Source organism: Steroidobacter cummioxidans (assembly GCF_003104955.1).
Map to the genome: position 1 here is coordinate 257431 of NZ_LSRW01000004.1, position 14386 is coordinate 271816.

General features: G+C 62.1%; 13 protein-coding genes. 4 read left to right on the plus strand and 9 right to left on the minus strand.

Annotated features, from left to right (window positions below):
* Positions 1-59: 59 nt before the first annotated feature.
* Genes D0550_RS03545 through D0550_RS03555 form a run of 3 tightly spaced genes read left to right on the plus strand, consistent with a single transcriptional unit; the run spans position 60 to position 2542 of the window.
* Positions 60-788, plus strand: coding sequence for a 2OG-Fe dioxygenase family protein (locus D0550_RS03545; RefSeq protein ID WP_116807711.1), 729 nt, complete (start codon positions 60-62; stop codon positions 786-788).
* A 38-nt stretch (positions 789-826) separates the two neighbouring features.
* Complete coding sequence (pyrF, locus tag D0550_RS03550; protein WP_116807712.1) at positions 827-1660, plus strand: orotidine-5'-phosphate decarboxylase; 834 nt, start codon at positions 827-829, stop codon at positions 1658-1660.
* Between the two features lie 9 nt (positions 1661-1669).
* Positions 1670-2542, plus strand: a complete 873-nt coding sequence (locus D0550_RS03555; RefSeq protein ID WP_116807713.1) for a fructosamine kinase family protein — start codon at positions 1670-1672, stop codon at positions 2540-2542.
* Between the two features lies 1 nt (position 2543).
* On the opposite strand, the gene D0550_RS03560 is transcribed toward D0550_RS03555, so the two are convergent.
* From D0550_RS03560 to D0550_RS03575, 4 genes are all read right to left on the minus strand, one after another.
* Complete coding sequence (locus tag D0550_RS03560) at positions 2544-3374, minus strand: DUF4097 family beta strand repeat-containing protein (RefSeq protein ID WP_116807714.1); 831 nt, start codon at positions 3372-3374, stop codon at positions 2544-2546.
* Between the two features lie 127 nt (positions 3375-3501).
* Entirely contained in the window at positions 3502-5637 is a 2136-nt protein-coding gene (locus D0550_RS03565; protein ID WP_161965615.1) for an acetyl-CoA hydrolase/transferase C-terminal domain-containing protein, read from the minus strand.
* A 94-nt stretch (positions 5638-5731) separates the two neighbouring features.
* Positions 5732-6313: a YceI family protein gene (locus D0550_RS03570; protein WP_116807716.1), complete on the minus strand. Its 582-nt coding sequence runs from the start codon at positions 6311-6313 to the stop codon at positions 5732-5734.
* Positions 6310-6879: a cytochrome b gene (locus tag D0550_RS03575; protein WP_116807717.1), complete on the minus strand. Its 570-nt coding sequence runs from the start codon at positions 6877-6879 to the stop codon at positions 6310-6312. Before D0550_RS03575 ends, D0550_RS03570 begins: the two co-directional genes overlap by 4 nt.
* A gap of 113 nt (positions 6880-6992) precedes the next feature.
* Between D0550_RS03575 and D0550_RS03580 the strand changes: the two genes are divergently transcribed.
* On the plus strand, positions 6993-7739 hold the full coding sequence (locus D0550_RS03580) for a YceI family protein (protein ID WP_116807718.1): 747 nt from the start codon (positions 6993-6995) through the stop codon (positions 7737-7739).
* Between the two features lie 41 nt (positions 7740-7780).
* Here D0550_RS03580 and D0550_RS03585 read toward each other — a convergent pair whose 3' ends face one another.
* The 5 genes from D0550_RS03585 to D0550_RS03605 form a co-directional block, all read right to left on the minus strand.
* Complete coding sequence (locus D0550_RS03585) at positions 7781-9856, minus strand: S46 family peptidase (RefSeq protein WP_116807763.1); 2076 nt, start codon at positions 9854-9856, stop codon at positions 7781-7783.
* 19 nt (positions 9857-9875) lie between these two features.
* Positions 9876-10595: a hypothetical protein gene (locus D0550_RS03590; protein ID WP_116807719.1), complete on the minus strand. Its 720-nt coding sequence runs from the start codon at positions 10593-10595 to the stop codon at positions 9876-9878.
* Positions 10595-11683, minus strand: a complete 1089-nt coding sequence (gene hemH, locus D0550_RS03595) for a ferrochelatase (protein WP_116807720.1) — start codon at positions 11681-11683, stop codon at positions 10595-10597. Before hemH ends, D0550_RS03590 begins: the two co-directional genes overlap by 1 nt.
* A gap of 131 nt (positions 11684-11814) precedes the next feature.
* Positions 11815-12366, minus strand: coding sequence for a PEP-CTERM sorting domain-containing protein (locus tag D0550_RS03600; RefSeq protein ID WP_161965616.1), 552 nt, complete (start codon positions 12364-12366; stop codon positions 11815-11817).
* A gap of 588 nt (positions 12367-12954) precedes the next feature.
* Complete coding sequence (locus D0550_RS03605) at positions 12955-14232, minus strand: acetyl-CoA C-acetyltransferase (RefSeq protein ID WP_116807764.1); 1278 nt, start codon at positions 14230-14232, stop codon at positions 12955-12957.
* Positions 14233-14386: the final 154 nt, after the last annotated feature.

Here is a 14386-nt window from a genome sequence, read left to right on the forward strand (position 1 = left end):
GCAAGTAGCGTTAAAATCTGCGGGTCGACGGCCATTCGGAACGTCGGCGGGAGTGTGTCTTGAAATTGAGCAGAGCGAACGGGGATGCGGCAGCGACGCTGCAAACGGTGGGCTGCGTGTTGTTGCAGCCGGAGGAGCTGGCGGCGGAGTGCCACGTCGACCTCGAGAGCCTGGGCGAGCTGGCGCCCAGCTGGAACCAACTGCCGCGCGATGAGTATCTGCGCGACGGTGGTCGCTATCGCTCGCGGCGACATAGTTGTTTTATTTACGAGCGCGCCAGCCAGCTGCAACTCGTGCCGCATCGGGCTCACTGGCAGCCCACTGAATACAACGCGCTCCACGGCGGCATGGAGCGCTGGTTCGAGCCCATGACCGGCGGGGTGCTGCAAGCTCCCGTGTGGAATCAACTCATCAGCGGACTGGCCGACCTGGTCGCACGCGCACGGCCGGTGCAGCGCTGGTATATCGAAGCGCATCAGTTCCGCATCGACACCGCCGAAGGCATCGGCCGGCCGACACCCGAAGGTGCGCATCGCGACGGTGTCGATTTCGTTGCCGTGGTCCTGGTGAATCGATTCAACGTGCGCGGCGGCGAGACGCGCGTATTCGAGGCCGAGGGCATTTCGGGCGTGCGCTTCACCATGAGCGCGCCGTGGACTGCGCTGCTGCTGGACGACGCCAAAGTGATCCACGAGACCACGCCGATTCAAAACGACGGCCCGGGCGGCGTGCGAGACACGCTGGTGGTCACCTTCCGCGAGCACGGCTTCCAGGCGCCCGGCGTTTGAAGGGGTACAATGACGCGTCGTAGATGAGGTAGCTGTTCATGTCCACATTCGCCGCCCGGTTGCACCAGAAAATCGTCGAGCACAGCCCGCTGTGTGTCGGCATCGACCCTTCCGCGGCGTTGCTGAAATCCTGCAACTTGCCCAACACGCCCGACGGCGCGTTCGAGTTCGGCAAGCGCGTGCTGGAGGCGGCGGACTTTCGCATCTCGCTGCTCAAGCCGCAGTCGGCCTTCTTCGAGCGCTTCGGCAGCGCGGGGCTGAAGGCGGTCGAAGAGCTCACCCTGCTGGCGCGCAGTCGCGAAGTGCTGGTGCTGCTCGATGGCAAGCGAGGTGACATCGATACGACCGGCGCCGCTTATGCCGAAGGCTATTTCTCTTCCACCACGACGTTGCGCGTCGATGCCGTCACGACGCACGTGTATCTCGGTCTCGCCGCACTCGATCCGTTTTTGGACATCGCCGTGCGCGCGGAGGGTGGCGTGTTCGTCGTCGTGCGTTCGTCCAATCCCGAAGGGCGCGAGTTGCAGACGGCCCGCCTGGCGAATGGCGAAACTGTGGCTCAGAACGTGTGTCGCGAGATCACGCTGCGCAATCGGCAGCAGGGTGAAGGGCTCCAATACATCGGTGCCGTTGTCGGTGCGACGTGTGACGATGCCGCCGAGACGGTGGACGCCCTGCCGCAGTCATACATTCTCGCCCCTGGTGTCGGCGCGCAAGGCGCAACCATTCAAGACGTGTTGAAGCGAATGCCATCCGCGCGCGGCCGCGTTCTGCCGAATGTCTCCAGAGCGATCCTGGCGAACGGCGGTTCGGTCTCGGATATCCGTACGACCATTCGCGGTCTGCAGGATCAGGCTCGCGAGCTGTTGTAAGCGCTTCCCATGTCGCTTGCAGTCGCACTGAGTCGCACGTTAGGGACTGAGGTCGCGGCGGGCTCGGAGCGACAGGTGGGCGGCGGCTCCATCAATTCCTGTGCGCGCTTCGAAAGCGCTAGCGGGCCGTTGTTCGTCAAGTACGGCGACGCATCGAGTCTGGACATGTTTCAGGCCGAAGCAGAGGGCCTGGCGGAATTGGCAAAGGCCTGCGCTGTTCGCGTTCCTGGAGTGCTGGCGGTCAGCGAGCTGGACGGAGTCGCCTTTCTGGCGCTCGAATGGATCGATCTGCGTGGGGCCGCGGCCGGTAGTGAGAAAAAGCTCGGCGAGCTGCTCGCCGCTCAGCATCGGGTGACCCGCGAGAAATTCGGCTGGCATCGCGACAACACGATCGGCTCGACGCCGCAATCAAACCGTGAAGCCGCCGACTGGGTGGAGTTCCTGCGCGAGCAGCGACTGCGTCCGCAGCTGGCGCTTGCCAAGAGCAATGGCGCTGGGGCAGACCTCATCGATAATGGTGAGCGCCTCTGCGAACGGCTGGATCGTTTCTTCTCCAGCTATCGGCCGGCGCCATCATTGCTTCATGGCGATCTCTGGGGCGGCAACTGGAGCAGTGACGCGAACGGTCAGCCGGTGCTGTTCGATCCGGCGGTCTACTTCGGCGATCGCGAGGCGGACCTGGCGATGACGCGTTTGTTCGGCGGTTTCGGTGCGTCGTTCTATTCAGCGTATCAGAGCGCCTGGCCGGTGGATGCCGGCGCGGCGTCGCGAGTGACGCTCTACAACCTGTATCACGTGCTGAATCATTTCAATTTGTTCGGCGGCGGTTATTTGCGGCAGGCGCTGGGTATGAGCCAGCGCCTGCTCGCCGAGCTGAAATAACTCAGTTCTTCGCCGGAATTCGCACCGAGCCGCCGACGCGCTCGTGCAGGATGTTGCCGCTGCTGTCGGCGCGCACGGTGAAGTTGCCGCCGACATCGCTCACGTTGATGTCGCCGGAGCTGTCGTTGCCGATCGTGACATTGCGCTTCACATCGCGGATGGTGATGTCACCCGAGCTGTCGTTCACGACTTCGACGTTGCCGGAAACTTTGGTGATGGCAATGTCGCCGGAGCTGTCGTTCTTGATGGTCACATCGCCGCGCACGTCTTCGATGTCGATGTTGCCGGAGCTGTCGGTCACTTCGATGTTGCCGACCACGCTGATCACACGCAGCTCGCCGGAGCCGTCATCGACGATCAGATCGCCGTTGATGTTCTTCAGCAATTGATCGCCCGAGCCGTCGTCGATCCTGGCGGAGCCGACATCGCTCAACTCCAGATCGCCACTCGTGTCGGTCACGTCGAGTGCGGCGTCGCGCGGCACGGTGATGTCCAGATCCAGCGAGCTGTAACGATTGAAGCCGAACATGCCCATGCCTTCGGCCATCACTACCGTCAAATAGACGACGTCATTTTCGCGACGGCTTTCCAGCGAAATCTTGCCCAGCAGGCTTTCCGACGAAGCGCAGGCTTTACCAATCGCTTTGACGCCACCCGAGGCATCACCTCGAATCTTGAGGTCGCCTGCACCCGCGATCACCACTACTTTCTTGACGGGGCCGTTGAAACTGGCGGTGCGGTCCGAGGTGAACTTGCAGTTCTGTGCCCAAGCCGAGGTGCCGATGCTGGCGAGCAGAGCTAGCGTCAACAGCTGGACGACATACTTCTTCATGAATGACTTCCTGTGCGAATAAGTAAAACTGATTGCCCGTGCACATCCTTGGATGGAGCGGACGCTCCGCGGGTTGCAAGGGCTCGTTCCCTGGGCCTGCAGAGGGGGGAGCAAAGATAGGAGCTGATCAGCTCGTTTGCAAAATTTTGCGCACAGCAATCGTCAGTAGCCGACGTTGCATGGCTTGCGACAACGATTCGGCTCGCGCCAGACCCATACGGGCGAGATGGGGTTGAACGGCAGGCACCGCTGCTCCATTGAGCAGTGCATCGAGCAATGCACGCACGCGGCCCGGCCAGGATTGCGTCGAGGCTTGCAGCGAGCGCAAGGCCTTGGAGAGAACGATTTCTTCGGCGGTGAAGTCCGTGCCAAACGGCAACTCAGCAAACAAACCGCGCTCACGCCAGGGGGCAAATTTCTTCGCCAGCTGCTGCGGCGTATTGGCGCGCGCACCTTCCGGAATGCGCCAATCTTTCGGCAATTTACCGGCGCGCTGTGCGTCGGCCACGAATGCTCGCTGGAAGCGGGCGTCCATGATGCCGACCAGCGCTTCGACGATCTCGCGATCCGTGCGACTGCGCAGGTCGGCGATGCCATATTCAGTGACGACGATGTCGCGTAGATGGCGCGGGATGGTGCAATGACCATAGCTCCAAACAATGTTGGAGGAGATTGCGCCGTCAGCGGTGCGTGTCGATCGTAGACAAAGAATGGAGCGCGCTTCGGGCAGCGCGTGCGCCATCGCGACGAAGTTATACTGACCGCCGACGCCACTCACGACCCGGCCGTCGCTGAGCGCATCGGAAACGGCAGCGCCCAAGCCGGTGACCATCATCGTCGTGTTCACGAAGCGAGCATAGCGGCGCTGTGCGACCTTCAATTCCCATTCGTGGCCATACAGTTCGTTGACGAAACTGATGCCACGCATCGCGAACATCTTGCGCTGAACGGCTGGAAGCTCACGCAGTCCCTTGTAGAAGCCCTTGGGGCCGAAGAAGAAGCCCGCATCGGCCACCACGCCATTTCGCAACGTTTCGCCCAAGCAGTACTGCGCGATCTGCGCTCGCTGTTCAGGATCCGAGAAGGTCGCTCGCAACTGCTGACCATCTGGTGTGACGAGCACGCCGCGATCGTAATCGACGTCGTCGCGGAACAAGCCGACTTCGCGAAATTCCTGGAAGTCGGCGAACGACATGCGGTTCATGCCGGCGGCGACCAGCGCATCGAGCGTGTGCAGGCTGACGCGCTCATCGATGTGACCATCGTCGATGAGCCGTTGCAGCTTCGCGCTTGGATAAACACGGCGCTTCAGGATGCCGTTGCGATATAGATCCAGGAAGCCATCGGCGAGCATCTCGGTGCAGCCATACAAGCCGCGCTCGAATGAGGCCGTACCGCCTTCGCTTTCGATCAAGCGTCGATGCCGGGCGAGGATGCCGGTCGATTCCAGCACTTCTCGATACAGTGCCGGCTGCTTCTGGCGCAGCTGCAAGGCGTAGCAAATGCCGTCGCCCAGCTCGCCAATGCCGAGCTGCAATGTGCCGCCGTCGCGGATCAGCGTGCTGACGTTCAACGCGATCGCATGCTCGGTCGGCGAAATCGGCATGTTGGGAGGACTGAACAACGCCGTGTCGGGATCCTGCACCAGGAAATCGAACGTGTCGGCGGTGACCAGGGCGTCGCCGTACATGAAGGGCAGGTCGCGATGCACCTGACCGATCAACGCAAAGGGTTTGCTGCTGCCGGCAGCGCGCATCGCTGCGATCTGCGGCAGCAGATCGGCAGTCATGTCCGCATTGGAGCCCAGGCTCAGCAAGCCGGGTGCTTCGTTGGCAGGGGGCGCGGCCACCAGCTGTGCGATCACATTGAGGCCACGGCGCAACGCATCGCGTGCGACGTGCGTGTAGTTACTGCTCAGATAGTGCTGCTGCAAATGTTCGTTGCGCAGCCAGGCGCCGGGTTCCATATAGAACTCCAGCACTTCGATGTTCGCCGGCAGCTGCTGTCGCTCGATTAGGCGCAGATACTCCAGCTCCGGATAGTTGCCGAACACCCGGCGCGTGAACGGCTCGATGAAACGCCGTTCCAGATCGCTGCGACCCCGCGGTACGCGCAGCGACAGCGCAGTGACGATTGTGAGTTTGATGTGGGGATCGGCAACGGCGCGGGCCACGAACGCGTTGACCAGCGTGTTCGGCTTGCCGATGGCGACGGGCAAGCCCAGCACCACGTGCTTGCCGACGCGGCTGAGGGTGGCCTCCACGCATGCGTCGGGTGCCGTGAATCGAAGCGGCGCAGTTGCAGTCATTGCGGTGACAGTTAACCGGCCTGCGACTCGGTCACTGACATTGCCTGCGTCATGGAGCGCCTTTCAAGCGCAAGGCGAAGCGCACTTGCACGTCGTTGCCGACCGTTGAGGTGTCTTTCCATTCGCCCTGACCGACGCCGAAGTCCAGACGTTTGATTTTCGCCGTGCCCTTCAGCCATGCACCGCCGTCTTTGCTTTCGAAGGTGAAGTCGATGGGTACGTCCTTGGTCACATTGCGCAGCGTGAGCTTGCCGGTGGCGGAATATTTGTTGCCGCCCTTGTCGGCGAACTTGTCGGCCACGTAGTGCGCGGTCGGAAAACGTTTGACGTCGAACAGGTCGGGGCTCTTGATGGTGGTGTCGCGCTCGCCGTCCTGCGTGTTCACCGATGCCGTGTCGATCTTCACATCGAAGCGGCTGGCGGCCAGGTCCTTGGGATCGAAGGAGATGTCGGCGGTGAACTTATCGAAGCTGCCTTCGAACTGCGCGCCGGCCTGCTCGCCGACGAAGGTCAGTTTGCTTTCCTTGGGCTGCAGGCTCCACTGTGCCGCGGCCAGTGCCGCCACGGCGGCCAGACCGGCACTGAAGCCAGCGACCAGCCGGGCTGCGAGACGATGTGAGGTAGCAATCATGATCGGGGCGGTTCCTGCTTCAGTTTGACGGGCAGCATGCGACGAAGCACGTTGTCCTTGTCGATGAAGTGATGTTTGAGCGCCGCGGCGATATGCAGCAGCGCCAGGCAGAACAGTGTCAGCGCCAGCACTTCGTGAGTCTCGTGCAGAAAGTCATAAGCCGGGCGGCTGGGCTTGATGAAATCCGGCAAGGTCACCAGACCGAACCAGCTTACGGGAAAGTTGCGCGCCGATGACATCAGCCAGCCGACCACGGGTGTGATCAACAACAGCGCGTACAGACCGATGTGCGATACGCGGGCTGCGATACGTTGCCACTGCGGGATGTCGAGCGGCTCGGCCGGCACGGGATTGAGCCAGCGCCAGATCAGTCGCAGCACCACCAGGCCGAGAATGGTGATGCCGAACGATTTGTGCTGGGCCAGCACCGCGATTTTGGCGACACCCAGCGGCAGGCTGGCGGCTCGGTTGGCCAGAATGAACTGCACTATGATCAGGACCACGATGGTCCAGTGAAATAACTGCGCGACGACGCCGTAGCGAGATTCGTCGTTCTTCAGCTGCATCACTGTTCCGGATCCAAAGGGTACTTAGAGACGACAGTGTAAGCGATTATTCGTCCCGGAGCCTGCGCCGGCCACGGGGATGCGACTGCAAATCTGACACGGGATCCCGGCCCATGAGAAATGAAATCGAGCCAGCTCGCACCGCGCTGGCCAACGCCAGCCGCGCCGCTGTGTTGCTGCTGCTGTGTCTTGGACTTGTCGCCTGTCCGCGACCGGTCCGGCCACCCGCGCCGGCCCCTGAAGTCCCACCCGCTCCAGCCCAGCCGGCCCCGCCGCCGACCGAGGGCGCGACGTTCTACCAGATCGATCCACAGGCCTCTGTTGTGCATATTTATGTCTATCGTGGCGGCACCTTTGCGCGGCTCGGCCACAATCATGTGATGACCAGCAAATCGGTGACCGGCCGTGTCTGGATGCGTTCCCCGTTGCCGGGGTCAGGTTTCGAGCTGGCCTTTCCCGTGGCGGATCTGATCGTCGATGATCCCGAGGCCCGGCGCGCCGCGGGCACTGATTTTCCGCCGGACATTCCCGACGCCGACAAGGACGGGACGCGCAAGAACATGCTTCGCAAGGAAGTGCTGGACGCCGAGACCTATCCGAATGTGACGGTGCAAGCCACCGCTGTCGAAGGCTCGCTGCAGGCCCCGAAGATCACCGCGCGCATCACCATCAAGAATGCGAGCAAAGATGTAGTCGTGCCTGCCAGCATTGATATGAACGGCGACCGCCTCACTGCGAGTGGTGAGTTCGACATCCTGCAGACGGACTTCGGCATGAAGCCCTTCAGCGTGGCGCTGGGAGCTTTGGAAGTGCAGGACCGCTTGCATGTGCGCTTCAATCTGGTGGCTGTGAAGCGCTGAGGACGGCGGAGCCGGGCGGCTCCGCCGTGTCATGGATCGAGTCAGCGCTTGCCGAGCAATTCGTCTACGAGGCCCTTTGCGCCGTACACATCCCGCAACGCGGTGATGATGATGGCGGGGTGAACCGCGACCGTGCGATTCATCGTGCCGTCGTACCAGAAGCTGCCGGCAATGGAGTGAATGTTGCCGTCGAACGCCAGGCCCACCAGTCGGCCTTGCGCATCCACCAACGGACTGCCGGAGTTGCCGCCGACGATGTCATTGGTCGTAACGAAGTTGAACGGCGTGTTCATATCGAGGCGGTCGCGCGCATCGAGCCACACCTGCGGCAAGCGGAACGGATCTTTACCAGTGGCGCGCTCGTACAAACGTGACAGGTGAGTGAACGGCGCCACCTGCTGGCCTTTTTCCATCCAGCCTTCAACTGCGCCGTAGCTCAGCCGCAGGGTGAACGTGGCGTCGGGATACGTGTTCGTGCCCAGCACAGCGAAGCGCGCCTTGGCAATGCGCTCCTGCGCGGACGCGACCGGCGCTTGCACTTCGTCTTCGTAGATTTTGCGGACGGCGCGTGCGTCGGGATCGATCTCGCGAGCCAGCACGATCATGGGATCGTTCGAGCTTGCGATGGCTGCGCTCCCGCCGGTCCACAAGGCTTTGCGAACTGCCGGGTCGCCGAGCTTGCTTTCCGTCACCAGCTTCGCGGCGAGCGAGTCGGGCGACTCTGTGCTCATCAGCTTGCGAACGGTCGGGTCATCAGGTCCCAAGGCTTCGCGCAACTTGTCGAGCGAGAACGACAGCGTGACCTGTTCGAAGTCGGGATAGACCGGCGTAGTGGCCAGCAGGCTCGATTGGATTTTTGGCAGATTGGAATCGGCGTACTCACGCAGGCGTTGCTCGTTGCTCTTGCTGCGCTCGGCGGCCGAGCGCACCAGTGCGCGTGCGTAAGAGAACAGTTTGCTATTGAAGCCGGCGCCGGCTTCCAGATAGAGATAACGATCGTAGATCTGACGATAGCGCTCCTGCGCGGCGGCCGCCTCACCCCAGGCATTTCCGACCGTAGCTGAGAGCTTTTCGTCCGACTTCACGCGCTCGCGGAGCTCGCGTTCCTGAGCGGTCTTGCGTGCGAACAAGCTGTCGTCGAGCAGCGCGGTCTGGAAGCCCCGATACACCTTCAGCGAGTTCTCGACGCCCTGCAGAGAGTCGCTGGCGATGCGCTCCGGCTCCTCACCCGTCTTGCCCCACTGAATCAAACGGCCACGCAGCTCGGAGTTGCGAATGAGATAGGAAGGCACGGAGGTGTCGCGCTGGAAGCGCAGCTGTTCCACCGTGAGCAGACGGCTCGTGCTGCCCGGATGGCCGGCGACAAACGTCACCTCGCCAGCCTGCGGTCCTTCCACGCGCCAGCTGAGATGATTTGGCGAGCGGATCGGCCGGCCTTTGTCGTAGACACGAAAGACGCTGAAGTCCAGGCTCCAGCGTGGAAAGTTGAAGTTGTCAGGGTCGCCGCCAAAGGCCGCGATCGCGTGCTCCGGAGCGAATACCAGTCGCACGTCGTCGTAGCGACGATACTTGTACAGGTAGTACTGGCCGCCTTGATACAGCGTCACCGACTCGCAGGCCAGCGGCCCGCCCCGGCTCTTTTCAGAGTTCCTGGTACACGCGGCTTCGAGTTTGCTCAGTTCCTGTTTGCGTGCATCGTTCGCTTGCGCGTCCTTCATGCCGGCAGTGGCGGCTGCCACTTTGGCGGTGACGTTCTCCGTTTCCATCAGCACCGACACAATCTGCGACGGGCATTTTTTCTCGGCGCTGCGCGCGGTGGCATTGAAACCATTGTCCACATAGTTCGCGCTTTCACTGGAAAGCTGCGCGAGGCACGACATGGCGCAATGATGATTGGTGAGCATCAAGCCATCGGGCGATACGAACGAGCCGGTGCAGCCGCTCTCCAGACGCGTGATGGAGCGTTGCAGTTTGTCCAGCCACGGCTTGTCGAGCGTCACGTGGTATTTCTGCTGGATGGCGGCCTGCGGGATATTGTCGAAAGTCCACATGCCTTCATCGGCCATGGCCGCGGTGGCTAGCAGCGCCATGCCAGCGGCAGCGAGACATCGGAACATCGAATTCTCCTTGGTGTCGTCAGTCTTCGGACTGTAGCAGCAGCAGCCGCGTGCCTTCTGGGGCAATGAGGATGGCATTGCATCTGTCGTCGAGGCTGTCGGGCATTTCGTCGGAAAGCTGGAAGCCGCGCTCCGTCAACCGCGTCAGGCGTTCACGCATGTCACGGTCTTCGAAGGTCAGCACGGGCTGGCGAAATGCCCGTGAACGATACAGCGCCAGGTTCAGATGGTCACTGGTGATCGCGGTACGTGCGAATGGCTCAGATTGCTCGTCCCATGCGACGAAGCCCGCTGCTTCCCAGAACGCGCGCATTGCGCTTTGCTCGCGAGCCGGCAGGCCGTACTCGGTAAAGTAACCGCAGGTCGTCGCCGGCTGACTCTCGAATGGCGGCGGCGAGAAGGTGCGCGCCTCGAACACGTTGATACATTGACCGGAAGGGTCGCGGAAGCTGACGCGGTTGAAGACTTCGTTGCCCAGTTGCAGCTCGTCGAACTCGATGCCCAGTTGTTCCAGCTGCTCCATGCCATGCATGAGCCGCGGCATCACGAAGGTCAGCGTGGGGGCAGGGAGGGCTCGGCCGTGCAATCCCAGAAACAGCCGACCATCGGTGACCACCGCATAAGGATGATTGAAGACTTCCCCAACCGGCGCCTGTACGAAGCCGAGCGACTCATAGAACGCCAGCGAGTCGCGAATCTCGGGCGTGTACAGGCTGATTTCGAGGAACCGGCCGAACATCAACGCTGCGCGCCGCTGCTCAAAGCTCGCCGCCGTGTGGCCTCGGCTGCCGCGGGAGTGTGATGCGAGGGTTCGGCCCAACCCTGGATGTGTCGCTCGATCAGATTCGTCAGCGCCGCAACGTGCGTGTCGCTGGAGTTCAGCGCGGGAATGTAGTCGTAAGCTTCGCCGCCGGCTTCCAGAAACAACTGTCGATTGCGTAGCGCGATCTCTTCGAGCGTTTCCAGGCAGTCGGTCGCGAAGCCCGGGCACATCAGCGTGACGCGCTTCGGTCCACTGCGGGCGTATTCGAGCAGGCGCTCGTCCGTGTAGGGTCGAAGCCATTCCTCCCGCCCGACCTGCGATTGGAAGCTCACGCTCCAGTCTTGCTCGCCGAGCGACAGACGCTCTGCGACCAGTCGCGCCGTCTTCATGCTCTGGCAGTAGTACGGATCGCCCGCGGTTACGTAGCGTTTCGGAATGCCATGGAAGGAGAACAGCAGATGGTTCTTCCCATGCGTGCGCCAATGGTGCTCGGCGCTCGCCGCCAGCGCGTCGATATAACCGGCGTCGTCGTGATAGCTGCCGATGAAGCGCAGCTCCGGCACCCAGCGCCAACGTTGCAATTGGCGAGTGACGCGATCGAACACGGAGGCCGTCGTTGTTCCGGAGTACTGAGGATACAGGGGCAGCACGACGATGCGCTGTGCGCCCTGACTCCGCAGTTGCTCGAGAGCCGCGGGAATGGACGGGGAGCCGTAACTCATGCCGAGCGCGACGGCTGCATTCCAGCGCGGCTGCATCGCTGCTCCGATTCGCTTGGCGAGAGCGGAGCTGTGCACCAGTAAGGGCGAGCCTTCGGGAGTCCAGATCTGTTGATAGGCGTGGGCGCTCTTCGACGGACGGATGCGCAGGATTACGCCATGCAGAGCCAGCCACCAGAACAGACGCGGCGCTTCGACGACGCGCGGGTCCCAGAGGAATTCGGCCAGGAAGCGCCGGACCGAGGATGGATCGGAGCCGTCAGGGGTGCCGAGATTGACGAGCAGCACGCCGATGCGTGCGGGATCGCCGTGTTGATAAGAAGAATTGCCGAGGTAGTCGACCATGGGGCGCAAGTCTAATGACCCAGACCCCCGGCCGACCAATGATCGCAACAGATGGGAGCGATTGACGCTCCCAAAAAGAAAAGCCCCGCCGGAGCGGGGCCTTCCTCACCAGGATGGTTTCAGCTGCGCGATCAGGCAGCCTGCTTGCGACGGCGCTTGCTCAGCGCGATGCCGACCAGGCCGATGCCCAGCAGGCCCAGAGCACCCGGCTCCGGCACGTTGGCGACGTTGCTCAGGCCGCTCGCGGTCAGGGTCGAGCCGACCAGGTTGAAGTCGCCGATGATGGAGGTGATCGTGACGGTCAGCGTGCCCAGCGCATTCAGCTGCAGCAGGCCGAGGATGGAGAAGCCGCTGTACTCCGGACCGCTCAGGCCGAAGTTGGTCACGAAGGCGTCGCCCTCGATGCCCGGCAGATCGACGAACGCGATCTCGATGCCATCACGGAAGAAATTGTTGTCATCGTCCGCCAGATCGATGTTCAGACGGAAGCTGGAGATCAGGTCGTTCAACGGACGGAAGCCGTTGTCGGTCAGATCGTGGGTATAGGTATAGGACTGACGGTTACCGATATAGATGCCATTGCCGACGTTGGCGCTGTCGGTCCAGCTGGCGGGGATGTAATCGGCATGGGCGGCGCTGACAAAGCCGAAGGCGAGCAGCACCAGAGCAAAAAAGCGTTTCATTTGAGAGAACTTCCTGTGGGCGTTTATGGCACGCGTCGTAGATAAAGCAACTGCTGTGCCGAGTGTAATTTTTTCTTTGTACATCAATGTACTAAGCCCGACTGCCTGGGGTGACGCGCGGCTCGGGATGGATGCCTTGTAATACCGACCGACGCACTGCCGCATATTCTGTCGGGTACATAAGTAAAAGCGCCTCGCGAATCCGTCTGAGGGGCTTTTTGCGAAGCTATCTGCTGCGGCTGTGAGGGTATTTACCTCGGTTTGTCGCTATACCCTTTAGGATCTGCGTGCGTGTGATTAGGGATGCCTTCACAAGGACCCGCATGGTCGGGGCATGCACCCGGGCATGGACGCCCTTCACCTCTTTCTCTAAATCCATTGGGTATCGGGTCGGCCTTTCGCCACCGACCGACCCTTCCTCAACCGATTGCTCGGAGTGTCGCGATTCGTTACTGCCCCCTCCCCGGGATCGCGGCACCTCGCGCAGTGGACCGACGACTGGTTTAACTTATTCCGGTCCAGGTCCGGACGGCGGTCGGCAGGAATCTCCCATCAGACCCTGCCGATCGCCTCCATTTTGAGGATGGGCTAGCGTTCGACGATTGCAGTCACTCCCATGCCTCCGGCCGTGCAAACGGAGATGAGGCCGCGGCCGCCGCCGCGTTGGGCGAGCTGCTTGGCCAGGGTGCCGAGGATGCGGGCGCCGGTGGCGGCGAAGGGATGGCCGATGGCGACGCTGCCGCCTTTGAGATTCATCTTGCTTCGATCGATGCTGCCGAGCGGCGCGCTGAGGCCGAGCCGGTCGCGGCAGAATTCCGGTGACTCCCAGGCTTTGAGCGTGCAGAGCACCTGCGCCTCGAAGGCTTCGTGGATCTCGTAGATGTCGAAATCCTGCAGCGTCAACTTCGCATCCGCGAGCATTCGAGGCACCGCATAAGCCGGCGCCATCAGCAGTCCTTCCTTCTGAACGAAATCGACGGCCGCGTACTTGCCATAGGTGAGATAGGCGAGCACCGGCAGTCCGCGTGTTTTCGCCCAGTCTTCGCTGGCGAGGAGCACAGCCGCCGAGCCATCGGTCATGGGCGTTGAGTTGCCGGCTGTCAACGTGCCGTTCGCGGCGAACGATGGCTTGAGCTTCGCGAGCTTTTCCAGCGAGGTATCGCGACGGATGTTGTTGTCCTGCTTCAAGCCACGGAACGGCACGACCAGATCGTCAAAGAAACCTTCATCCCACGCCGCGCCCGCTTTGTGATGACTTTCGAGCGCGAGCTGATCCTGATCGGCACGCGGGATTTGCCAGGTCTGAGCCATCTTTTCGCAATGCTGGCCCATGGACATGCCGGTGCGCGGCTCACCCACTCCAGGCAGCTGCGGCTTGAGGAAGCTGGGACGAAAGCTCGCCCACGGAGAGAGGCGCTCACCGAGCGACCGTCCGCGCGCACTGCGCAGAAGCAATTTGCGATACGCCGTGGGGAAGACGATTGGAACGTCGCTCGCCGTATCGACGCCCGCCGCAATCGCCGAGTCGATCTGACCGGTGGCGATTTTCAAGCCGAGCACGATGGCGGTATCGAGACTGGTGCCGCAGGCGCGCTGCAGATCGAATGCGGGAGTTTCCGGCGCGAGGCCGCTATCGAGCACGCTTTCGCGCGTCAGATTGAAATCCCTGGAGTGCTTGAGCACCGCGCCAGCGCCGACATCGCCGAGCACCTCGCCGCGCAGGTTGAAGCGATCCACCAAGCCCTTCAGCGAGGCGGTAAGCATTTCTTGATTGCTGGCCTCGGCGTAGACACCCATCGAGCGCGCGAAGGGAATGCGTGTGCCCCCGATGATGGCGACGCGTCGAACTGACGAACCTACGAGCATGATGGCTCCATTGCGGGCAACGAACAGGCGCAAGCATGCCAGCCGTCGTCGCTCGAATATAGTTGGGAATCGCTGTTGGCGCGGACGGCTGAAGCCCGTACGCTGTGCGGCCCGCGATCCGTAACGCCACACATTCCCGCCAACGCCGGCGGTG

Coding starts and splice junctions, on each gene's coding strand:
- pyrF (WP_116807712.1), top strand. CDS start 827: ATGTCCACATTCGCCGCCCGGTTGCACCAGAAAATCGTCGAGCACAGC.
- D0550_RS03555 (WP_116807713.1), top strand. CDS start 1,670: ATGTCGCTTGCAGTCGCACTGAGTCGCACGTTAGGGACTGAGGTCGCG.
- D0550_RS03560 (WP_116807714.1), bottom strand. CDS start 3,374: ATGAAGAAGTATGTCGTCCAGCTGTTGACGCTAGCTCTGCTCGCCAGC.
- D0550_RS03570 (WP_116807716.1), bottom strand. CDS start 6,313: ATGATTGCTACCTCACATCGTCTCGCAGCCCGGCTGGTCGCTGGCTTC.
- D0550_RS03575 (WP_116807717.1), bottom strand. CDS start 6,879: ATGCAGCTGAAGAACGACGAATCTCGCTACGGCGTCGTCGCGCAGTTA.
- D0550_RS03580 (WP_116807718.1), top strand. CDS start 6,993: ATGAGAAATGAAATCGAGCCAGCTCGCACCGCGCTGGCCAACGCCAGC.
- D0550_RS03585 (WP_116807763.1), bottom strand. CDS start 9,856: ATGTTCCGATGTCTCGCTGCCGCTGGCATGGCGCTGCTAGCCACCGCG.
- D0550_RS03590 (WP_116807719.1), bottom strand. CDS start 10,595: ATGTTCGGCCGGTTCCTCGAAATCAGCCTGTACACGCCCGAGATTCGC.
- hemH (WP_116807720.1), bottom strand. CDS start 11,683: ATGGTCGACTACCTCGGCAATTCTTCTTATCAACACGGCGATCCCGCA.
- D0550_RS03600 (WP_161965616.1), bottom strand. CDS start 12,366: ATGAAACGCTTTTTTGCTCTGGTGCTGCTCGCCTTCGGCTTTGTCAGC.
- D0550_RS03605 (WP_116807764.1), bottom strand. CDS start 14,232: ATGCTCGTAGGTTCGTCAGTTCGACGCGTCGCCATCATCGGGGGCACA.